The organism is Maribacter aquimarinus (assembly GCF_047345505.1).
Taxonomy (GTDB): Bacteria; Bacteroidota; Bacteroidia; order Flavobacteriales; family Flavobacteriaceae; genus Maribacter.
The window spans coordinates 26,874-49,650 of record NZ_JBLFEO010000024.1 but is presented as its reverse complement, the minus strand read 5'-3'; the positions used below and the strand labels follow the sequence as shown (position 1 = coordinate 49,650).

Annotated in this window: 17 protein-coding genes; 10 read left to right on the top strand and 7 right to left on the bottom strand. The window is 45.8% G+C overall.

Going from position 1 to position 22,777, the window contains the following annotated elements; genetic code table 11:
• Positions 1-48: 48 nt before the first annotated feature.
• The 3 genes from ACKWCC_RS15210 to ACKWCC_RS15200 are packed head-to-tail and all read right to left on the bottom strand — an operon-like array spanning position 49 to position 4,607.
• Complete coding sequence (locus ACKWCC_RS15210) at positions 49-1,458, bottom strand: PorP/SprF family type IX secretion system membrane protein (RefSeq protein WP_413996812.1); 1,410 nt, start codon at positions 1,456-1,458, stop codon at positions 49-51.
• Positions 1,459-1,467: 9 nt separating this feature from the next.
• A complete protein-coding gene (locus ACKWCC_RS15205; RefSeq protein ID WP_413996811.1) occupies positions 1,468-3,141 on the bottom strand; it encodes a DUF1501 domain-containing protein in 1,674 nt (557 codons plus the stop codon).
• Positions 3,142-3,146: 5 nt separating this feature from the next.
• The gene (locus tag ACKWCC_RS15200; protein ID WP_413996810.1) at positions 3,147-4,607 is read right to left on the bottom strand and encodes a DUF1800 domain-containing protein; all 1,461 of its coding nucleotides are present in this window, start codon (positions 4,605-4,607) and stop codon (positions 3,147-3,149) included.
• A 617-nt stretch (positions 4,608-5,224) separates the two neighbouring features.
• Between ACKWCC_RS15200 and ACKWCC_RS15195 the strand changes: the two genes are divergently transcribed.
• From ACKWCC_RS15195 to ACKWCC_RS15160, 8 genes are all read left to right on the top strand, one after another.
• Positions 5,225-6,178, top strand: coding sequence for a calcium/sodium antiporter (locus ACKWCC_RS15195; protein ID WP_413996809.1), 954 nt, complete (start codon positions 5,225-5,227; stop codon positions 6,176-6,178).
• Positions 6,179-6,477: 299 nt separating this feature from the next.
• On the top strand, positions 6,478-7,371 hold the full coding sequence (locus ACKWCC_RS15190; protein WP_413996808.1) for a FecR family protein: 894 nt from the start codon (positions 6,478-6,480) through the stop codon (positions 7,369-7,371).
• Positions 7,358-9,862: a TonB-dependent receptor gene (locus ACKWCC_RS15185; RefSeq protein ID WP_413996807.1), complete on the top strand. Its 2,505-nt coding sequence runs from the start codon at positions 7,358-7,360 to the stop codon at positions 9,860-9,862. Before ACKWCC_RS15190 ends, ACKWCC_RS15185 begins: the two co-directional genes overlap by 14 nt.
• A 173-nt stretch (positions 9,863-10,035) precedes the next feature.
• Positions 10,036-10,470 carry an RrF2 family transcriptional regulator gene (locus tag ACKWCC_RS15180; RefSeq protein ID WP_413996806.1) on the top strand — a complete coding sequence of 145 codons (435 nt, stop codon included), beginning with the start codon at positions 10,036-10,038 and terminating at the stop codon, positions 10,468-10,470.
• Positions 10,471-10,521: 51 nt separating this feature from the next.
• Positions 10,522-10,815, top strand: coding sequence for a cupin domain-containing protein (locus tag ACKWCC_RS15175; protein ID WP_413996805.1), 294 nt, complete (start codon positions 10,522-10,524; stop codon positions 10,813-10,815).
• Positions 10,812-11,549, top strand: coding sequence for an iron-sulfur cluster repair di-iron protein (ric, locus tag ACKWCC_RS15170; RefSeq protein WP_413996804.1), 738 nt, complete (start codon positions 10,812-10,814; stop codon positions 11,547-11,549). Before ACKWCC_RS15175 ends, ric begins: the two co-directional genes overlap by 4 nt.
• Before the next feature lie 10 nt (positions 11,550-11,559).
• Complete coding sequence (locus ACKWCC_RS15165; protein ID WP_413996803.1) at positions 11,560-12,012, top strand: hemerythrin domain-containing protein; 453 nt, start codon at positions 11,560-11,562, stop codon at positions 12,010-12,012.
• A gap of 582 nt (positions 12,013-12,594) precedes the next feature.
• Positions 12,595-14,106 carry an FG-GAP repeat domain-containing protein gene (locus ACKWCC_RS15160; RefSeq protein ID WP_413996802.1) on the top strand — a complete coding sequence of 504 codons (1,512 nt, stop codon included), beginning with the start codon at positions 12,595-12,597 and terminating at the stop codon, positions 14,104-14,106.
• Positions 14,107-14,128: 22 nt separating this feature from the next.
• On the opposite strand, the gene ACKWCC_RS15155 is transcribed toward ACKWCC_RS15160, so the two are convergent.
• Positions 14,129-15,088 carry a metallophosphoesterase family protein gene (locus ACKWCC_RS15155; RefSeq protein ID WP_413996801.1) on the bottom strand — a complete coding sequence of 320 codons (960 nt, stop codon included), beginning with the start codon at positions 15,086-15,088 and terminating at the stop codon, positions 14,129-14,131.
• A 417-nt stretch (positions 15,089-15,505) separates the two neighbouring features.
• Between ACKWCC_RS15155 and ACKWCC_RS15150 the strand changes: the two genes are divergently transcribed.
• Both ACKWCC_RS15150 and ACKWCC_RS15145 read left to right on the top strand, forming a co-directional pair.
• Positions 15,506-17,746: a hypothetical protein gene (locus ACKWCC_RS15150; RefSeq protein WP_413996800.1), complete on the top strand. Its 2,241-nt coding sequence runs from the start codon at positions 15,506-15,508 to the stop codon at positions 17,744-17,746.
• Between the two features lie 217 nt (positions 17,747-17,963).
• Entirely contained in the window at positions 17,964-18,143 is a 180-nt protein-coding gene (locus ACKWCC_RS15145; protein ID WP_413996799.1) for a hypothetical protein, read from the top strand.
• On the opposite strand, the gene ACKWCC_RS15140 is transcribed toward ACKWCC_RS15145, so the two are convergent.
• The 3 genes from ACKWCC_RS15140 to ACKWCC_RS15130 all read right to left on the bottom strand — a co-directional run bounded on the left by ACKWCC_RS15140 (position 18,135) and on the right by ACKWCC_RS15130 (position 22,658).
• Positions 18,135-18,548 carry a hypothetical protein gene (locus tag ACKWCC_RS15140; RefSeq protein WP_413996798.1) on the bottom strand — a complete coding sequence of 138 codons (414 nt, stop codon included), beginning with the start codon at positions 18,546-18,548 and terminating at the stop codon, positions 18,135-18,137. The genes ACKWCC_RS15145 and ACKWCC_RS15140 overlap by 9 nt on opposite strands.
• A gap of 99 nt (positions 18,549-18,647) precedes the next feature.
• The gene (locus ACKWCC_RS15135; RefSeq protein ID WP_413996797.1) at positions 18,648-20,537 is read right to left on the bottom strand and encodes a hypothetical protein; all 1,890 of its coding nucleotides are present in this window, start codon (positions 20,535-20,537) and stop codon (positions 18,648-18,650) included.
• A gap of 564 nt (positions 20,538-21,101) precedes the next feature.
• On the bottom strand, positions 21,102-22,658 hold the full coding sequence (locus tag ACKWCC_RS15130; RefSeq protein WP_413996796.1) for a hypothetical protein: 1,557 nt from the start codon (positions 22,656-22,658) through the stop codon (positions 21,102-21,104).
• Positions 22,659-22,777: the final 119 nt, after the last annotated feature.

Here is a 22,777-nt window from a genome sequence, read left to right as displayed (position 1 = left end):
CCTTGCGGTTAAACCGCAGCTTCGATAAGGTGACTGAATATGGATCATTTACTCCACCTCTAACAAGTACAATCCCTTTAACAGCGCATTCTTTTTAAAGTCTTGCAAACGCCTTTCCGCTGTGGCTTCATCAAAATCGGAGTCTATGTAAACATAGAATTTTACATCAGTTTCGGTACTACCGATAAGTGCGTTAAGGCCGTTCTCTTGTAAATTTTCCTTGTATAAAAAGGCATCTTGATACGCCGTAAACTCTTTGGCCACCAGGTAATATCTGGGTGCCATAGAGATTACGACCGCGCGGTGCACAGGTATGTCCACTTTTTCTTCAGCGGCCAAGACAGCCTCTATTTCTTGTTTCGGGTCATCCGCCACCTCTGGTCGTTGCTCATTGTGTTCTGGTTTCTCTACCGGCGTCAAAACAGGATTCTCATTTTGTATGTTCTCTTTGATTACCTTAGGTTGGCGCTTCTCTTTTTGTTTTGGCTTTTTCTTTTTAACTGCATCTATTTTAGCAATATTCTCCTTTGCGGTCTCCATCCATTCGGGTTCTTCATATGCCTTCGCCTTTTGAAATTGGTAGCTTAAACTGAGGGAATGAATATCGTCAAAAACCAAACCGCCCAAGGCCTTTTCATACGAATATCCTAGCGCTAAGGACTTGAAGAAATGTACCCGCATCGCCGGATTAAAGGAATAGTCGTTCCGATAGGCCAAGGTAAGTTCCAAAATATCTTTCAACTGTAACTTTACACTGCCTTCGTAAATGGCATTGTCCTTAAAACTTAAGTACCTGACCATTGGGCTTACGGCAAAATGGTCACCCAGGGGTATCCGATAGCCCAAGTATCCTGTAAAACCGGTTGATAGCTCGTAGCTTAACAAGTCTTGTTGGCCTAACTGTCCAGTGACGTTCTGTACCGGAAGAGACGTATAATAGCCGCCGATCGTAAGGTTCCGGTTACTATAGTTAAGCCCGGCCCGGTAGGTAAAGGAAATATTGTTATCGTTGATATTCGGTATTAAATCGGGGCTTTGTTGCGCAAGTGGTACACGGTTGGTCCTGAAGGAATCACCGCCACCGGAAAGACCTATCCTAATACCACCGTTGGTTCCCACGGGCACCTCAAAGGCGGCAGACAAAAGTACTTGCGAATAATTCAGGTAATCAAAGGTATTATTGAAATAATCCACCCCAAAGGAAAGATTGTCATATAGAGGTAACTGTGCATTCACGTACTGTGTTGCCCTATCGGAATTGAAATCTACAAACTGCCCGACCGCCGTAATCTGGGTTCGCCTTTGTTTACCGTTGAACGAAGGATCCATAAGGTTCGGGTACAATAACTCTTGGCCCGGTAAGACCAAGCGGTCCTGCGCATACCCTAGGGTCGTTAAAAGCAAAAACGCCAAAAGCCAACTTCTGTTAGATAGTACTACATTGGTTCGTTGGGCCATCTTCATTGGTTATTCGATTAAAATCAGTTTACTGGCTGCACCTTCAAAATTGGTGATGCGGTAGATGTACGAACCAACGGACATGGTATCAAGGTCTAGGTGGTCTTTGACCGTAATTTCATGCCTGCCTTCATCAACAAAATCACTGAATATGCTACCCATGTGTTGGCCCAGCATATTGTACAGCTGCACATCAATATGCATGGCCTTATGTGCCGTGATGGCTATGGAAGGACCGTTTTCGTTATAAAACGGCGCGTGCGAAAAACTTTCAATAGCATCAGGCAGATCCGAATTTTCCTCCGCGATGGGGTCAATGGGTTCGCCAGGTTCAATGGGGTCCGTAGGATCCACAGGTTCGATTTCCGTTGTGCAGGCGAATCCTAAGTCAAGATTATTGTAATTACCTGAGAGGGCATTTTGCACTTGACCTAAATCAAGGCACATCCATTGAGAAAGTACCGTGGCATACAAGTCCCTAAAATCGATATTGAATTTTAAGTTGGCGTTGTTGTCAAGATCGGTTATGTCGGGGTGCTGCCCCACAAAATCACTGCCTTGTAAACTTGGGCCAAAAAACATGGTTTGCGAGGCGGTACCATGGTCTGTTCCTGCTGAACCATTTTCCCTTGGTCTTCGACCAAATTCTGAAAAGGTCATTGCCAGTACATGTTCATCATGACCTGTTGCTTTTAAGTCGTCAAAGAAATTCTTTACGCCCGAAGAAAGCTCTGTCATTAATTCTTGATGCTTATCGGCTTGTTTTACGTGCGTATCGAATCCGTTGAGTGTAACCAAATAAACTTTGGTTCCAAGATTACCTTTAATAAGCCGGGCCACGATACGCAACTGTTTTGAAAGGTTATCGTTTTCATAGCTAACACTGTTACTATCCGTTTGGGAATAAGCATTATGGATTACACCCGCGTAGTTGAATGTTGCATTGGTCTGCTGTCTTAAAAATTCTTTTTGGAGACCCACATGACAACTCGTATCTATATTATCGAGACTAAATTGTGTTCCCCTCTCGGCAAGCAGCCTTAATTGATTCGGATTCGAAACTAAAAAAGAGTAGTTGGTCTCATCGTACTCAAATAGGTTATTCCCAATACTCCCAATTTGTATGGCAAGTGGTTTTTCAGGTGGGTTGTTGAGGTAATCGGGGTTATAAGAATGGAAATGCCTACCTAAAAAACCTTCAGACCCTTGGGTAAATTCGTCAGCGGATGCCCAAATGTCAGAAGATGTAAAATGCGAAAGGCTTTGATTCTCGTACCCGACACCATGAACTACCTTCATCTTACCATCGCCCCACATACTCTCTAAAGGAGACATGAAATTTGGAATGGAAAATTCATCGTTCAACGAAATAAGCTGGTTTTCAAGATGATACAAGGTAGGCCGGTAATTTGCATATTCATCATATTGTGTCATCGGTATAATGGTATTTAGACCATCATTACCCCCTTGAAGGCGTATCAACACCAAAACACGGTCGTTATCTTGTTGATTCAATGCTAACGACAACGGAGAAGTAGTAGATGCATGCAAAATATTACCACCGAGCAAGAGACTACCTGCACTGCCAAAACCTAAAGTTTTAAGAAATGAGCGTCGGTTCCAGTTTTCGTGTTCAAGGTCGTGTTTGGTTCCTAGTCCTTTGGTATATTCGTTGTGGTTCATAAACGCTATTTTAGTTGAAATTCGGGTTGTTTGGTAATGTGAAACAATAAGTCATAAGTTTGTTTCCGCATCCTATGGAATGTAAGGCTCCATGTTCCATCTTCAAAATAGTTTTGCGGCAAGGAAGACTTAAATCTTTCTAAGGCATTTTCATAATCGAGATCAGTGAGAAGTTCACTTGGCAATAAAGCTTCGACAACTTTCCTCATTACCAGCTCGACATCACTTTCGTTGGGGTCCTCCACCAATGAGTTAACAAAGTCTGTAAAAAGGTGTTCCCCGAAAGCTATGGGAAGTCGAATCAAAAGAATTTCGAGCCCTCTCCACCTATCCAACAAGGTTTTTGAATTGATCCAGGTTTTATCTCCTTGCCATCCCGCAACATTGGGAGGGTCAAAAACGAGTTGGCCCATATCACCAATAGCTTTGAACACACGGCTAGAAAGTCCATCTTCTATGTCGGGATACGGTATGTTACAATCGTTCAGAAAGCCCAAAACCAAATCTACGGGACTCTTGATAATTACCCACCGGGCGTCAACATCAAAGAAATGTTCACTTTTAAAAAGTTTTCTTAAAACAGGTTCAAGTTCAAAATCCGCATTCAGCAAATCAGAGGCAAGTTCATTGATAATAGATTCATCCGGGAGCATTGGATGAACGAAGTACCGATATATTTTTTGTACGATAAACGTGGCTATTTCATTGGAGCGCTCTTCAAAAAGGATATCAATCACATCATCGTAGTTCCAGTTTCCCGTTCGTCCGAAAATGGTTTTCTGTTCCGTATTGAAGTCGTTTTCTACAAAGGTAATAGGCAAACAATTGTCAGGCCCGGCGTAGTTATAGTAAGAAGTATATCCCGTAAGGGCTTTTGCCGTATTTTCTATATCCGACTGGGTGTAACCGATACCCTCCCCTAGGGTGAACAATTCAAATAGTTCACGTGCGTAATTTTCATTGGGCCCGTCCTTTTTATTTTCATTACCGTTCAAGTACACCAACATTGCCGAACAAAGACCTATCTCATGAACAAAGGTTTTTACATTTCCCAATGCCTGACGTTGTAAGATATTTACATATTCATGAAGGTATGATAAACAGTTATAAACATTATATTCCGTAACAAAATGATTGCTCCAAAATAAAGTCAAGCGATCCCGAAGACCGTTCGATTTCATTGCTGAAAGATACGTATGACGCATCCTACCAAGTTTTTCGGACTTTGTGTAAGAACCTACTGGCTCAATGGATAGCGGTGTGTTCAGAGCAGCATCAACCAAATCATCAACGGCTTGTGCCGGGGTCTTGGTTAGCACAACACTGATATCTTCGGTAGAAATACCAAAAGCAGCTCTGCGATATAGATGCCTGACCTCATCAGCGGTCCATGGTCGGTCTGCGCCGTAAACGTTCAAAGAGGATGAATTGCAATTTGTGCTCATAGGTGTAAGATGTTTGATCATATCGGATTTTTAAACCGACGTCTTACCAAAAACACAAAAAGTTTGATGTTATTATATTTTTTAGATGAACGGCATATATTTCGACATCCTACCTATATTAATGACTAATTTCTTGACAAACAATAACTTGTTTGTCAAGAAATTACCAAATCTTCATAATTTCGCTTCGTTGAAAATCTTTGATGATCATTTTAAAGTTGCCTAGATTCTCGATGGTCAAATCAATGTATCATAACTTGGAAAAGTTTGGGATATCCTAAGGTATTGCCTTTTGTTTAAGCAAACTTCAATGCACCAGGCATCCTTTGACATATTTATCCCTGGCTGGCGTAAGCAGCCTGTGCGGAACCCGATTCAGTATCACGCTTGTCCCGGTCCAAGTAAGCAGAATGCAGTCTGGAGCGGCAAACAGCATGTAAAGCAAGATTAGCCAGCTTGGATATTGGAAAAGTAATACAGTGAGCAGAGAATAAGAACAGTAAGGGAACCAAACAGTCAATTTTGATGATGACACATTAAACCTAATTGCGCTATGAACCGAAAAGGCCCTAAAGCAGATGAACATCGTATGGATGACAGTCTGTTGTGGATCGATTGAAAAAAACTACATTTAAAACATGATTTTATCTGCAGCATGTATTGTTGTGGGCTTTGCCAGCCTAATATTTGGGGCGAACTGGCTCGTTGACGGCGCTTCTTCATTGGCGAAAAAAAATAAGGTTTCCGATTTGGTAATCGGATTGACCATTGTGGCCTTTGGCACGTCCGCACCTGAATTGGTGGTTAATTCGGTAGCCTCATATAACGGGTTTTCTGACATTGTGTTTGGGAATATTATTGGAAGCAATAATTTTAACTTGTTTGTAATTCTTGGGCTGGCAGGTTTGATCTATCCCATAAAGGTTCAATCTTCAACAGCTTGGAGAGAAATACCCATTTCGTTGTTGGTAACATTGTTCTTGTTTGTTATTGCCAACGATTTTTTTATCGGTCAACATCCTAAAATTTCAAGAGGGGATGGATTTTTTTTGTTCATGGGCTTCATTGGCTTCCTATATTACGTTTTTAAACAGTTGCGTTTTGAAAAAAAGGAAGCGATTGCCCCCATCGACTCATCCAACTACAAAATTTGGGGATTGATGGTCATTGGTATTGCCGGACTTTTAATAGGTGGCAAATTAGTCGTTGACAATGGCATAGCCGTTGCGACTGAATTGGGGGTGTCTCAAAAAATAATTGGTTTAACCATCATTGCGGCTGGAACCTCACTCCCGGAACTGGTTACCTCAATGGTCGCTGCTTTAAAAAAGAATAGCGATATCGCCATTGGAAACGTAATAGGCTCCAATATTTTCAATATCCTCTTGATACTGTCCATAAGTTCATTTGTAAGTCCAATGCGATACAACCTGAACTTCAATACGGATGTGTTGATGCTCATGGGCGGAACGGTTTTTCTAATGATCGCCATGTTCACAGGAAAACGAAAGAAGCTGGACAGATGGGAAGCGTTTGTCTTATTAAGTTCCTATTTGCTATACACCACCTATCTAGTAACCAAGGAAATATAGAAAATGCACCACAACGATCCTTGCCAGCGCCAACATTACGCAAGTGCCGTGAAGTGATGGCAGGTCCAATAAAAATTTTTGGCTTTGCGGGCACGAGCGTGACGCTCGCGCCAGCGATGGGAGCTGGCAAAAATCTCAAAAACATACAATTAGCATAAATTCTTAAAAAACGCAACCCTAAACAAATCTTGGCTCAATCTGGGACAGCATAATTGTATTTTTAAGGCGTATTCAAACTATTTTAATTTTTTTTCGGGATATTGTGGCCCAAAGTTGTTTTAGTTATAGACAAGGTACCGATGGACAAGGAAAAACTGATACAAAAATGGCTGAACAACGAATTGACGGCGGACGAGCAGGCCGCTTTCGATGCGATGGAGGATGCCCCATTCTTGACCGAAATATCCCAAGAGGCGAAGCGTTTTGGGCCTAAGCACAGCACGCCCTCTTTTGAAAGTCTGGAGAAAAGATTGGCCCACAAAACCGTAAAAAAGACTAATTGGTCAAAGCTGCTGCCCAGAATCGCCGCGATCTTCATCATTGGCTTGGGGCTGTTTTACCTAATGAATTCCAATAGTGGCCTTACCACCACCACCCAATGGGCAGAAAACACCAACTTGACCCTTCCGGACAACTCCAAAGTGGCACTGAACGAGGCTTCTACCTTGACCTACGACCCGGATTCCTGGGCAACCAAACGCGAGCTCAGCCTAGAGGGCGAGGCCTTTTTTGAGGTGGAAAAAGGACAGCGTTTTGAGGTGCGGACCTCCTACGGCACCGTGAGTGTCCTGGGAACGGAATTCAATGTTACCGCCCGCGATGGTATTTTTCAAGTGGTGTGCTACGAAGGTTTGGTAGCCGTTTCCCTGAACGGAAATACGACCGAACTCCCGGCCGGGAGCGCCCTGGTGCTTAAAAATGGAAAGATCGAGGAGCAAGATGTGGCCCTGCGAAAACCCCAATGGCTCAACGGGATGAGCGTTTTTGAAAATGCCGCCCTGACCACCGTGCTGGCCGAACTGGAAAAGCAGTACAACATTTCCGTGAGCACCAACAATGTGGACCATCTGCGGTTTACCGGTGCCTTTGAACACAACAATCTGGAAAATGCCCTTACCGCCATTACCCAGACCTTGGGGCTACAATACACGATCAAGGGCGATAATGTAACCATAGGCCATGGCGCACCCTAGGCTTTCCAAATTCTTGCTTCTAGGGGTCTTGTTGGCAACGGGATGGCTTGGCGCCCAGGTGAAAGTTACCGTTCCGGTATTACAATTATTGGAGACCATACGCACGCAGCACAATATCCAGTTCAATTACGAAAGCAGTTTGTTGGAAGGCCTAACGGCCCGCCCTTTTTCGGGCAAACCTTCCTTGGAAAAAATGCTGCAATGGTTGGAGAACCAGACGTCCCTGCGCTTTTCCAAAGTGGGTGAGCGCGTGGTCACGGTGACCAAGGCCGTGACCATCTGCGGTTATCTAAAAGACGCCCAATACGCGCAGGTGCTGCCGGGCGCCACGGTGCAAAGTGGGGGCACCTATACCATCACCGACCAAAATGGTTATTTTGAACTTCTGGTGGACACGCCCCAACAAGAAATTCGTATCGATTATCTCGGCTTTTTGCCATTGAAAAAGTCGGCAGCGGAATTTCAACAAAATGAATGTGCCACGGTGAAAATGCGCGAGGAACTGCAACAACTTTCGCCCGTAACGCTTACCGGGTATTTGGTGCGGGGAATCGATAAAAAAGCGGACGGCAGCACGGTGGTCGATTTTTCCAAGTTTACGCTGTTGCCCGGACTTTTGGAGGCAGATGTATTGCAGACGGTACAGGCGCTCCCTGGGGTGCAGAGTGTGGACGAGTCGGTTTCCAACATCAACATCCGGGGCGGGTCGCACGACCAAAACCTGATCTTGTGGGACGATATCAAAATGTACAAATCGGGCCATTTTTTTGGGTTGATATCCAGTTTTAATCCCCAGATCACCAAAACCGCCTTGGTGATGAACAACGGCACCGACGTTTCCTATACCGATGGGGTTTCGGGCACCATCAACATGCAGACCGATACCCGTGTACAGCGGGAGTTTAAGGGAACGATAGGCTTCAATTTTCTGAGTGCCGATGCCTTTGTGGACATCCCGATGGGCGAAAAATCATCCGTACAGGTTGCCGCCAGGCGTTCCTTGGACGATGTGGTGCGCACGCCCACCTATCAGAATTATTTTGACCGTATTGTACAGGAGACCGAAGTGGGGCAAAACGAGCGCAATGTGGTGAATACGGACCAGCGTTTTACCTTTTACGATACCTCTTTGAGATGGCTCTACAAACCGTCCGAACGTGATGCCCTTCGGGTAAATTTTATCCTGCTCAACAATTCCTTGGAGTTCAACGAGACCGCCACCTTGGGTGCGTTCTCCCAAACGCGGCAAAGCAGCCTGTTGCAGTACAATATTGCGGGCGGCATCCATTACCGCAGGGACTGGACCGATGCCTTTGCCACCGTACTGCACGTCTATAATACCGATTACAAGTTGCAGGGCATCAATGCCAATGTTTTGGAGCAACAGCGTTTTTTGCAGGAGAACATTGTTTCCGAAACGGGTACGCGCTTGGAAGGCATCTGGAAGAAAAAGAACTTCCAATTCAAGGGCGGCTACCACTTTGTGGAGTCGGAGGTGACCAATGTGAACGATATTGACCGCCCCAGGTTCAAACGCCTAAATTCGGACGTGATACGGGAACACGCCGTGGTGGGGCAGGTGAACTATCGGAACGTGGAAAAAGGCATCAACCTGACCACCGGGGCGCGCATCAATTACATCGAGAAGTTCCATCTGTTTCTGGCAGAGCCGCGCATCAGCCTACATAAAAAATTGGGTAAATATATCGAAATGTCCCTTTTGGGGGAGTTCAAACATCAGAACAACTCCCAGATCATCAATTTTCAGAACGATTTTCTGGGGATAGAACGGCGGCGCTGGCAACAGACCGATAACGACAGCATTCCCATCCTCCAAAGTCAACAACTGTCCTTGGGCCTCAATTACAACAAGAACGGCTGGCTGTTGGACCTTACCGGCTACCATAAAAATGTGGACGGGATTACCACCCAGAGTCAGGCCTTTACCACCAAGTACGAGTTTACCAGGGCCAAGGGGAGTTATGCCGTGCGCGGCCTGGATGTGCTGCTGCGCAAAAAATGGGGCCAGCTGAGCAGTTGGCTCAGCTATTCGTACATGGACAACCAATATACCTTTGATACGCTGGAAGAAGTGCAATTTCCCAGTAATTTTGATATTGCCCACGCCCTGACCTTTGGCAGCACCTACGCCACCAAGGCCTGGCATTTTTCGGTGGGCCTTAACTACCGCAGCGGCGCGCCCACGTCCCGGCCCGAACCCGGCAACGAAGTGGTGGGCAACAGCATCAATTTTGGGGAGGCCAATAGCGTTCGCTTGCGGGACTACCTGCGCTTGGATGCGTCCATGCTGTATAAATTTCAACTCAGCCAAGGACTGCGTACCGAGCTGGGCGCATCGGTCTGGAACCTGACCAACCGGGAAAATACCATCAATAACTTTTACCGGGTGGGAGCGGCGAACCAGGCGGACGAATTTTCGCGTTTCTCTTTGGGCCTGACCACCAATTTTATGTTGCGGGTGTATTTTTAGCAAAGGGGTGGCCAGTGGGAGAAAATGGGGTGGATGGCACTTTTCCTCAGCAGTTGTCATTGGTTTTCCTGGGGTGATGCGAAGGGCCGGGAAGGCTGACAATTTTAATTAGGATATTTTTGTCCTAATTAAAATATCGTCCTATATTTGCATTCAAATCCATTGAGGTGCCCATGTTTTCAAAAGCCTGTGAATACGGAATTAGATCGGCAACCTATATTGCCTCGCAATCCCTACAGGGGAGAAGGGTGAGCCTAAAGGAGATCGCCGCGGCCATAGACTCGCCCGAAGCCTTTACGGCCAAGACCCTGCAAATCCTATCAAAGAACAACATTGTGTCCTCCGCAAAAGGGGCCCAAGGAGGATTTGAGATCGGCAGAGATCGGATGGACACCATAAAACTGAGTCAGATCGTCAATGCCATTGACGGGAAAAAGATCTATGCCGGTTGTGGCCTTGGCCTTAAGGAGTGCAATGCGGACAAGCCCTGCCCGGTGCATGACAAATTTGTGGACATAAGAAATGACCTGGCCCAGATGTTGCAGCGCACCAGCCTGTTCCAAATGACCGAGGGTCTTCAGACGGGGCTTACCCATCTAAAGCGATAAAAAAATTTGAACATAAATAGGATGTTTTTGTCCGATTAAAGAAAGAAACCTATGAACGTATTGGAGACACCCACCTTGAACCCTTTGAAAATGGGACAACAGATGAAGCTTATGACCATCACCGGGCGTGCCGGTATGCGAATGCCCCCGCACCACGGTACTTCGGAGGCGGTGATCATCGTGGAGGAGGGCACAGCGCTGCTGACCATGCCCGAAGGAAACGTGCCGCTCAAGAAAGGGGACACCTTTATCATTCCCACAAAAAAAGAACATACCTTAAAAATCATATCAGACTTCATGGCCTTGGCGATCATGGCCGCAACCTCAAAAATTAACTTTATATGACAACGATTATGGAAAATACCATGGAAATGACCATTGGCGAAATGGTGGCACAGGATTACCGGGTGGCACAAGTGTTCAAGGACCACAAGATCGATTTTTGCTGCAAGGGCAATAGGAGCTTGGCAGAAGTGACGGAGAAACACGGGCTGGACTTGGAAAAATTCCTGGGAGAGATCCAGAAGGTGCAGTCCCAAGAGAATAATGACAATGCCGATTTTACATCTTGGCCCTTGGACCTGCTTGCCGATTATATTGAAAAGAAGCACCACAGATATGTAGCGGGGCGCATTCCGGTTTTAAAGCAATATCTTGCCAAGCTCTGCAAGGTCCACGGACAGCGCCACCCGGAGCTTTTAAACATTTATGAACATTTTATGGCCTCTGCCGGCGAGCTGGCCATGCACATGAAAAAGGAAGAGCTGCTGCTCTTTCCCAGGGTGCGGAAAATGGTGCGGGCCGAACAAACAAACGAGCCCTTGGAGGCCCCGCACTTTGGTACGGTAAAAAACCCCATTGCCGCAATGATGCAGGAACATGAGAACGAGGGGGAGCGGTTTAGGATCATTGCCCAGCTCAGCGATGATTACAATCCTCCCGCCGATGCCTGCAATACCTACAGGGTGGCCTTCTCCCTTTTGAAGGAGTTTGAGGAAGACCTGCACAGACACATTCATCTGGAAAACAACATCCTGTTCCCCCAAGCGGAAATTTTGGAGCAAAAGCTGAACGCTTAGTTGGGGAGCCATGCAGCATAAGCCCATAAAAAGGCACAAGGCCCTTCAGGGAATAAGCCGTGAGCACCATCACGGCTTGCTCCTTTGTTGGAAAATTAGAATGGGGTTCAAGAACGGTGTGGATCCCGAGAGGATCAGAAAATATGCGGACTGGTTCTATAAAACCCATTTGGTGCCCCATTTTGAGCTGGAGGAAAAACATGTGTTTCCGGTTTTGGGCAAGGACCATGCCTTGGTGAATACCGCCCTGGGGCAGCACCAAAACCTACACGAACTTTTTAAAAAAGGGAAGGACCTGGCCCTTTTGGAAACCCGGCTGGAGCAGCACATACGTTTTGAGGAACGCGTGCTTTTCAAGGAATTGCAGGAACGGGCCACAGAAGAACAATTGAGCCATATCTCCAAAATGCACCAAGAGGAAACCTTCTGTGAAAACACCGATGATCCGTTCTGGCTGCGTTAGGGAAACGGAAGGGATTTTTCCAAATGATGGATGGTCAAAGGCATCACTAACGATTAGGACGAAGCACTGCAGCGGGTTGTGCCCGTAAATTCCAGCAAGCAAGAGACAACCTCATACTGCATCAAGGAGCTCTGTTTGGTTTCTAGAAAGGGGTTTGAAAAGATTGGAACAGAGTCAAGGGTAATGAATTGTAACCTTTGCGCCTTGGGTTAACATCTTACAGCGATTTGTATCTCCATTTATCTTGGGCGAAACCTCCATCTAAGAAAGTGTTCATTAGGCACTGAAAAAGAAGATGTGCAACCAACTATGGTGACTGCACTGGTGTTTTTTTTTGGAAGCAAGAATATCTTCAATGGTTTGGTGTGGTCATTGAATGGTCAAATCAAGATTTTCATTCATAAATGTGCCGCGGACTGTTGTCAATTTGTTAGTTTAGGATATGTATAAGTTCTTTAAATGAAAAAATGGATTGGATATTGTGTTTCAAGCATTCAAAGATGCCAGTTAAACCATAGGACACTGTGGTTCAAATTTTTATTGATCAGTACTGCGCTGATCTCATGCAAAGAAAATGGTACCATGGAGATCGGGCAACCCGATCCAGTGGCTTCAAATGAGTCCGGAGCGCAGATGGCCAAGCTATATTGTGGCGGTTGTCATCTTTTTGTTGAACCAGAGAAACTGCCAAAGGCCATTTGGGAAAACGACGTGCTCCCCGCTATGGGCAATAGATTGGGAATATACCGAGATAGCCGTGAGTATGATAGTATCTCTGGCTCCCTGCGCTATGCCAGTGTGGTAAAAAAGGCAAATATCTTTCCCGAGAAACCCGTTTTGGCCAAGGAAGATTGGGAAAAACTAGTGGCATACTATCTGCAAAATGCTCCGAAGGAGATACTGCCCACCCAATCCAACATAAAAATTAAAATGGAACTAAAACATTTCAAGTACACCGAAGCAGCTTTTGCGGACCGCCCCCCGCTTACCTCAATGGTGAAGATCCTGGCCGATCAACAAGGCATTGTTTTCAGTGATAGTAAACGCAACAATAACAGCCTAACTTTTTTAACTCCTGGGCTGGAGAAGGCTTATGGCCTGCGATTTAATGACACGCCCATACACTATTGGGGCAAAGGCAGCGACTTCTTTGTTACCACCATCGGAAAGAATGTGTTTCCCAATGATTTTTTTCATGGTGCCGTATATAGATTTAGGGCAGCTGAAAGTGCCTCAAACCGTTTGGATGGGAAACTCTGGATTTCCAAATTACAACGGCCGGTGGACATGGTTTTTGCAGACCTTGACAATGATGGCCTGGATGACGTGCTCGCCTGTGAGTTTGGCGATCGTACGGGCAAACTGGCATGGTACCAAAATTTGGGCAACGGAAAGTTTACGCAGCGCCTGCTCAAAAATACTCCGGGTGCCATAAAGGCCATCATAAAGGACTACAACAAAGATGGATTCAATGATGTGTTTGCGCTGATGGCCCAGGGCGATGAAGGTGTCTTTTACTTTGAGAACAGTGGAAAGGGAACTTTTACCGAAAGGCGCTTACTGACCTTTTCACCCCTTAACGGCAGTCAATATTTTGAGCTTGCCGATTTCAACCAGGACGGCCACGACGATATTCTGTATGTCTGCGGGGATAATGCGGATAAAACCCCGATTTTAAAACCGTATCACGGCAGCTACATTTTTTTGAACGACGGCAACCTGAATTTTGAGCAGGCCTATTTCTATCCTCAAAATGGCGCATACAAGTCGATGGCGCGAGATTTTGACTTGGATGGAGATTTGGATATCGCCAGCATTTCATTCTTCCCCGATTATTTGAATGCCCCTGAGGAAAGCTTTGTGTATCTCGAGAACCAGGGAAACATGACATTCGAGGTTTTTTCTTTTCCGGAAGCGGCAAAGGGTCGGTGGATGGTGATGGATGCAGGTGATGTTGATGGGGACGGTGATCTTGATCTTGCTTTGGGCTCTTTTGTCCAGTTCTTGGCAAAAGGGGATACCACCGGGCTGAGCAAACGATGGTTGACCGATAGTCCGTCCGTTATCCTATTGGAAAATACGGTTAGGCAGTAGGTTTCCGTGCACATGATCAGGGTCAAGCTCCATTCCGATGACTTGTTTTAAGCCGCTCGTCTTCCCAACCATGATCAATATATTCCCAAGAGAACTCTGTGCCGGTCACCTTCACCATTACAAATCCTTCCTTGGTATTGTGTCTTCTTCCTTTCCACCCATTGCCGGCAATGGAACCTCCGGTAAGAAAATGGAACCGGTCATTGACCTGGCCGTATTCTTTCCAATGGATATGGCCTTGGAGTATCAGTTTTAAATTATGGTCTTCAAATAGTTTAAAGGCTTCTGGAGCGTTTTTTACCGTTCGTGTGTTGTCTCCCCCGTTCAATTGGGAATAGGTACATATCATCGGTATATGTGTCGTTACCACGATGGGTGTTGTCCTTTCCAGTTTTCGCAGGTCTTCTTTTAACCATTGCATTTGTTGCTGGTGAAAGACCGCTTCGTACCTTTTTTTCTCGGTAACATCCAAGGAGTTTAGGGTGATGAAATGCCACCCCTTATGATCAAATGAATAATAGGTTTTGCCAAAATGCCGCTCCCACATACCATATTTGTGATCTGGATGGTTTTCCGTTTCCGGACTTTCTTCATAAATACCGAACAAATCGTGGTTGCCTATACAATTATAAACAGGCATCTGAAAACCTTTCGCCAAAGACTTGTACAAGGTAAAAAGCGATTCACATTTTGAATGATTGCCGCGCATTGCATCATATACCAGATCCCCGCCCGTTAAGACAAAGTCCGGGCTCAATTTGTTAACGGTATCGATCGCCATCTGGAATCCTTTGGGTGCGTTCATCTCAGGTTTGATATGGATGTCGGTCAGAAAGGCAAATTGAAAGGAATCTGTGGGCAGTTCCTTAACCTTATCTTGCGTGGTTTCGTGGCAGGAGAAGGGCATAATGGGCAAAGCCGCTGCCCCCAATCCTGATCTGATCAAAAACTCCCTTCGCCCTTTTTGTCTATTGCTTTTCATCTTCATTCCATTAATTTCCCGTTAGTTAAAAAATACCTTCAATCCAAAGCTTAGCAAATATAGCTTGGCAGTGCCGGCTTTGTTTAAGTAATATAAACCAGTTTACATGGTATTTTGATAATGGCACATAAATTTTGCCAGCCCGGGCAATCTGCAAACTCCTTGGCCAACCGTTACAACACGAAATTTAATAGGTTTGCGACATCACCGCCTGGTCCATGAGAGGCCATTGTCAAAACTACGGCCCAAAGTTTAAATGGTATCCCAGTTTTTGCCACGTAAGCAGGGTTTGGGAACTTTGGTCAAAATTCAATGTAAAATGCATAACATATTGGGAGTTTGCCAAGGCTTAAAATGCTTAATTCGTTTAGACGTGATTTTAAACCGAAACCGCAGTAACCAATAATCCTTTTTAAAATGAAAAGATCATTGATTCATTACCTTTTTGCCTTGCTCCTGCTTTTTGCGAGCTGTTCACAGACACCAAAGGAAAACACCGGACAGACCATTTCCTTGCCGGTTTACGAAGATGTGCCCTACTTGCAGGACCATGCCATAAAATATGGTATTCAAAAGGAGGGTATGGCTCTTTCCAAGGCTTTCATGGACAGGAATATGGTGGTCCAGGTGGCTTCATCGCACGGGATTCTGCGAACGCACGATGGCCGGTTTCTCTATCCGGGCACATTGGTGCAGGACAAGACCTACAGGCCAATCACAGACAAGGACTTGGGTGGTATGACGGTCTATGAAAATCAGTTTGTATATGTAGATGACAAAGCGGTGCTCAGCAATGCCTGGGCCGGTAGCCTCTATTTAGAACATAACTTGCCGGAAGCTTTTATTGTAGCTGCGGGCGATGATTTTGGGTTTATGGTCAGTGATGGAAATGCACTGCAATTTTTGTCACAAAGCAAAATACCTTGGCAGGGCCTATTGGAAAAAGATACCGTATTGGATGTTCTTTATGCCAAACCAGACAATGTTTTTTGGGTCTTGGGTCAGCAATCCGTGGCCCGGTTTGATTCTGACACAAGGGAATTAAGAACGATGGTAAGGGGAAATGGTTTTACCGCTTTTGCCAGTTACGACGACAAATTGGTGATTGGAACCAACTCGGGCTACCTAACCTTTGATGCCTCAACCGGAAAACAAGTGGGTACCCTGAACAATAAATTGCCAGTCACGGCAATAACCGCGGTAGCTGCCATTGATGGCCACCTATGGTTCGGATCTACCGAGGGGGCCTTTAAACAACGAAAAGATGGTACGTTCGATTATTACTATGGAAAGCGCTGGTTGCCCGGGAACGTGGTGAAGCACATCTCGCAGGGAACAGATGGTTCTGTTTTGATTTTGACCGATGAGGGACTTGGCCAATTGGTCTTCGAGAAAATGACGCTGTTCGATAAGGCCCAGTACTATGATCGTCAAGTGCGCAACCGGCATATCCGTCTGGGTTTCAATGCTACTTTGGTGGATATGGAAGACGGAGATTTTGATTCTGGAAGGCTTAGCGACTCTGATAACGATGGTCTTTGGACCAGCATGTATTTGGCAGGGGAAGTTTTTAGATATGCCGTCACGGGATCGGAGGATGCCCTGCAGAACTGTAAGGAATCCATGGATGCCATGGAGCGTCTGTTCAGTATTAATCCGGTGCCCGGTTTTCCCTCACGTTCTTTTGAGAGAAGCGGCTATATTGATCGGTTACACAATCCAGAACGCTGGCAACATTCAGATGATCCCGAATGGGATTGGAAAGCGACTACCAGCAGTGACGAGGCTATTGGCCATATTTTTGCCTATGGGGTCATGGCCGAACTGATGGACAATGAACTCAAAGATCGGGCAATAACCTTGATAGATACCTTAATGGGCCATATTGTGCGCAATGATATGTACTTGGTGGACTTTGACGGTAAACCCACGACTTGGGGCAAGTGGCATCCCGAATATGTGAATGCGAGGCCCGAAATGGTGGGGGATCGGAAATTAAATTCCTCAAATATCATAGGGATGTTGCAAACGGCCTATCATTTTACCCAAAAGGAAAAGTATAGGGAAAAAGCCTTCGATCTAATGGATAACCACGGCTATCTGGAAAACCTGATGCGCCCAATGGACGGGATTTCTTCGGCACCTGAAAATACAGATGATTGGAGTAAAATGTTATCCCAATCTTGGAACCATTCTGATGATGAAATGTATTTCCTGGGCTATTGGGGCCTTTATAGATATGCGTTGAACGATACATTAAAGGACAAGTATAGGGAAGCCATCATTGATCATTGGGAGATTGAACGTCCTGAAAAGGACGGTGCCTGGAACATCATGACAGCCCTCACGGGCATCCAGGATTTTGACCTAGATAAAGCGGCATGGTACCTTAGGGAACACCCAATGGATATGGTGGCTTGGGACATTAAAAACAGCCACAGAAGGGATATTGAGCACATAACGCTCAATTTTAGGGAGCAGACGATCAAAGAGGTTTTGCCACCGGACGAGAGGCCCGTACAGCGGCACAACGCCAACATGTTTCGGCTGGACAAAATGGGAAGTGATGGCACCCAAGAATTTTCCGCTGGAGATATCTGGTTGTTGCCCTATTGGATGGGCAGGTACTTGGGGGTAATCAGTGAGCCCAAAGGGTAGTGCCAATAGTACAAATCCCCAATCTTCCCATTAGGCAAAAATTTCAATTATGCCTGGCCGGATCCCGGGATTCATTGGCCAGTAGTTCTTCCAGGGCCATTTCCGTTTTAATGTACCGAGTTTCCAATTTTTAATGAACTTTGTCAAATTCAATGATGGGTTCCCTTACCTCGGGCTTGCCATATTTTCCTTATTGGAACAAGAGACGTTTAAAAAAATGGACGGAAAAATCCAAGTGTTGGTTGGAAAAAGCCCGAACGGGAAGAATTTTATGGAATGGTTTTTCAGCTTCTTCTTTGTTCCCGTTCCTGAAAAGGCGGTAAACTTTTGTGTAAATGTAGAGCATTTCCTGCTTTTGGCCCTCCAGTATTTGGGACACCGCCCAGCCTCAGCTTAAATGGATGCTGCCTTCCGTCAAGGCCAACAATCTTGAATTTTTTGCCCCTGCGGGTACCGTTTCCACTTTTAGACACCTGAACGCTGCATACGTAGCAAAGAGATGGCACATAAGCCCATCGGGCAGCCCAACACCGGAAGCATCCCAATCTTGGAGCATGCTCATTTCCGGCCGAGTGCTAGCAAGTTCTGAAAAATGAGCCTTGAACTGGGCATCATTTTCATAGGGTATACGAAAGAGTACGTTTCTAAATCCAAGGGCCAAATACAATCGCAATAGCTCTTTGTGATCTATAAGCCCAGCGGAACCCATACCAAGTCGCTCATAAATTTCCAATTTATGAACTTTTGCTGCCATTGCTGGAACAAGAAAACCCACCACTCCGGCCTCTATGGGGTAGGCCAAGTTTTTTTAGGACGGGCAGGTCTACCAAGTCCTCTTTGGTAAAGGGGGTGTTCAGCACAGTGATGATGCCGTCCAGCGGAAATAGTTTTTTGATCATTTTTATTGTTTCAAGAGCCACGCGTCGGTTACCCTGGATTGTTCACGCCAGTTCATATGTTCCTCATCTGGCGTGTCAAAGGTGATGTTTAGTTTCCCATTGGGAATCAATTCTTTTGAAAGTGGAAATTCTTTAAATTCCTCGAACCCCTTTTCATATTTGGAGGGAATTAATCTTTTGCCGTTCGCTCTCAACAGTGCTTCCCCATATCCGGAAACGCGAATAAGGTAGTCAGAGCCAGAATCAAGATTTTGGTAGGCCAAGGTAGGTGTGAACTGAAAGAGTTGCGTGGATAAACGTTTTCTGCTCAGACCATTGTTTTCCCATAAGTAGTCTATTGCATCATTGGTTTTTGAGGTTACATGCCGGGCACTGGCGCTGGAAACGTTGTCGTAGAAACTGCCCTCGCCGGGATCCTCATAGGTGCTAATGAACTCCAACCTTTTCAATTGTTCATCCTTGGTTTTCAATTCTTCAATTTTTTTTAACTCGTCTTCCAGCCACCACCTGTTGTTCAATGGGTGGTCTATAAAATCCAGTACCGCGCCCCTTTCGGCTCCACTCGCATTGTATTTTGTCACGCTAGTTTGGGCTCCCACCGTATTGAACAAAGCTTCCGCATAAGCGAATACCTTTTCTCTGAGATCTCGGGAAACGGGTACCGAATCTGCTTTTTTAAGATGTGCCAACGCTTCTTTTATGGCCTTTGCCACGCCTTTGTCCCTTGCGGTTTTAAGTAGGGCATAGGCCTCATCCTCAAGTCTTTTCTCGTAGGCCAGTCGATCCTGGATGTAGGCATCATAATAGGCGCGCATCATCAACTGCTGCCAACGCCAGTTGGATTGAAGATTCGGGTTTTCGACTTCGAGTTCTTTCCAAAGATTCAAAGTCTCCTTTACAACGGGATTGTTCAATAAAGGACCTTCCCAATTTTTCTCGAGTGCCAGAATTCCCTGTGTGGCCTTTTTTGCCACCTCCGAACCGAAAAAAAAACGACAGTATTCCAGAACAACTTGTGCCACATTCTTTTTTGATCCCCAACCCAACTGGCTCCATACTATTTTGTTCACATCATCATGTACACCATCCGAGTAGGTGATAAAGCCATCGGTAAATCTAACGTCCCGTTCAAAAAGTCTTGCGTAGTGTTTCGGCTGCGGGTTGCAGGGCTCGCGGCCCAAGGTTAGTGCAAAGGCCTGGTCCCAGTTAGCAACGGGATAGTGGCAACGTACCGTATGGGTGATATCTGGATAAAAGCGATAGGCATACCTTAAGGGAAGCCTTTCCCTTTCTGCCTGTAATGGGGGACTACTAGGCCCGTTTACCAGTCCTCTGAGCCATTTTGGTTGGTGGTTTTCTAGGTACTCAAAGAAAAAATCCGTTTTTTCTTGGTTGAAACCCTGTAAAGAAACCCAAATACCGGCATTTGGATGATGTTTCTTAAGAATGGCAGAGAGATCTTCCAAGTATGGAATCAATGCGGAAGGATGATTGTTGCCAGGATCCCCTCCGGGTACAAAAACACCGTTCAATCGTGGACATCGGACATAAAAGGCTTCTTGTTCGGCAAGCCCCTTTTCATGTGCTCCCTCTGAGGTCAGGTCTTTTGGGGCAGGTGTCCATACCCAATAATCTGCCTGGTATTTATCGCAGATTTTACTGAGTGCAACTTCCATTTCTTGCGGATCGATTTTAAAATGTATACTGGATCCAGGTTCCTGAAAGGGAATGTTCTCAAAGCTATTGGCGCCGAACAAAACTTGCTCACGAAAGTGTTGGTCAAACTGTGCCACCGTCCAGGCATCCCAAGAATTGGCGGTATTCCTGTAGCCGAACTGGTGTCCTCGAAGGCCGTATTCAGGAGTTTCGGAAATGTCAATGGTGCTGGGCACGGACAATTGGCCTTCTTTCATTTGGGCCGTGCGGAGGAACTTGCCTATTCCGTACAAGAGGCCCCTGGAATCGGCGGCGATGATCCAAAGGGAACTCCTACCGTTTTTGGATTCGTGAAAAATCCTATATCCTTCCCTTTTGTATTCTGGGTGAGATTGGTTTCTGCGGGGAACATTTAGGCCATAGAGTTCTTCTTCCCCGCTCAGCACCAAGGCAATTGTGGTGGGGCAATTGGGATCTTTGGTCACGGGAGGTCTTATAAGACTTCTTTTTTCTATTTCTTGGGCCATGACGGTTTTTACCGTTTCCTGGAAATCTAAATCCAGGGAGGGAGATATCAACATCCCGGCCTGAGAAAGGTTCAGTGGTTCCTTCAATTCACTTTGGCACGAAAGGACTGTGGCCAATACAGCACAGAACAGCATGGTCTGGATGGTCCCGATTACTTTGAATCGTATCTTTACGTTTAAATAAGTTTTGGTCAACTTATAAGGCATTTAAGACAAATTAATGGGTTGCAGGTCTTCCTAAAACTTCCAAGGAGGCCTCTCCTGGGCACAGGCTCATTCCAAATCTTCTATGACGTAAACGAGTGCACGGTAAATAAAGGGTCCCGTTTCGGGCCCCAGCGAGTTCTCTTCCCCATAGGTGTCCCTTTCGTCATTGTACAAATAGGGCTTGCCCGTATCCCATTCACTTTTGGGAATTATATAACCAATACCATCGTTGGAAAGGCCCAGATAGAATGTATACCTATCTTTTATAAGGGTTTCAATTGGGGGGACTTCCACGGGGCCAATATCAAATTCCCTGCCCTCTGGTGCCTCAACCCCACCGAAGATGATCTCAGGATAGATTTCTCCTGGAATACTCAAAAAAAGTGCCGGACCAATTCTAATGGCAGCTATCTCCGTCCGCGTTTTAAAGTATTCGGGGACCCCTAGTTTGATCAATCCAATGCCACTTGCAATTATAAACTTTGTATTGTCCAGTTCCGGAAAAACCGTTTTTGCACGGACCGAAATATTCGAGGTGCTCAGGGTGTCCCCATGCTTTTTTAGGGCTTTCAATGACATCAGTGCGATTTGGTCCCCCAGGGCCTTGGCTTTCTCAAAGCTCGGCTCGGAATACTCAATGCCAGTGTATGGATCTGGGATGGAAATGGTGGGGTGTGGGGCCATTAGTCCACCAAGGGCCCCTGAAAAGTAAATTGCAATGCCACCCAAACCGTCCTCCATTTTTGTTGTACCGCTATAAATGCCATTTTCAACGGCTTCCCTCACAAAATGTGGAAAATCGGAACTGATCAGTAGATTTTGGCTCCATAGGGTCTCCGGGTGGTTGGACCAATTGATCAAGGTGCCCAGGGTGGTATGGTTTTCGGCATCCAAAACCTGCATCAAGTGAATACCGGTGGCTTTTACAATGGGTTTTCGGGTATCCTTCATCAGGGGGGCATCTTTTCCTGAGCGGTCTTCTGCAAAGACCAATTTTGCGGGACGTAGGTTTTTGGCGGCTTCAATGACCGCAGCCACGGTTTGGGCCTTAACATATTCCATCAAATCAGGGTTCACTCCTGAGGTGAACATATTTTTGCCCCAAATGCCAACGAGATCATTGCTTTCATGGGTATGGGTGGCAGAGATGAGGGTGTAGTCAATGCCGAGCTCTTCGGGAATACGGTTTCTGACATCGATCACATCGCCGTGCAAGAAACCAATGGCGTCCATTGAAATCATCGCAATTCTGCTTTTGCCATCGTCCAGCACCATGACCCTTGACCAAACATCGTCATGTACTCCCTGCGCAGGTTTGGCATTGCTCATTCCGGCGATCCAAAAGGCATCGAATTCTCCATTGTCATTATTGTCATTGTATGTGTCCCCATCGCCTTCGTTGTACTTATTGTCCCCGTTGGCATCGTTCCAAGTGTCCACAATGGTTGGGGTAATGGCTTTTTTGGCAAAACCGGCTTGGATTGGCATTTGGTCGGGATTCACCCGTTTTAAATCAATGGCATAATCAGGATGGCGATCGCGCCAATTGTAAATGAATAGGGTAGCCATCGCCATTATGGCCAAGAGGGCAAACAATCCCAATACTTTCAAAACTTTTTTCATCAGGGTCATTGTTTTATGTTAGTGGGTTTTATTGGAACATTCATTTGCCGTACGTTAACCTTGTGTTGCCCCGGGCTGCTCCAGTTCTTTGGCTCAAGCACAAGTTCTTTCTTTTTGGT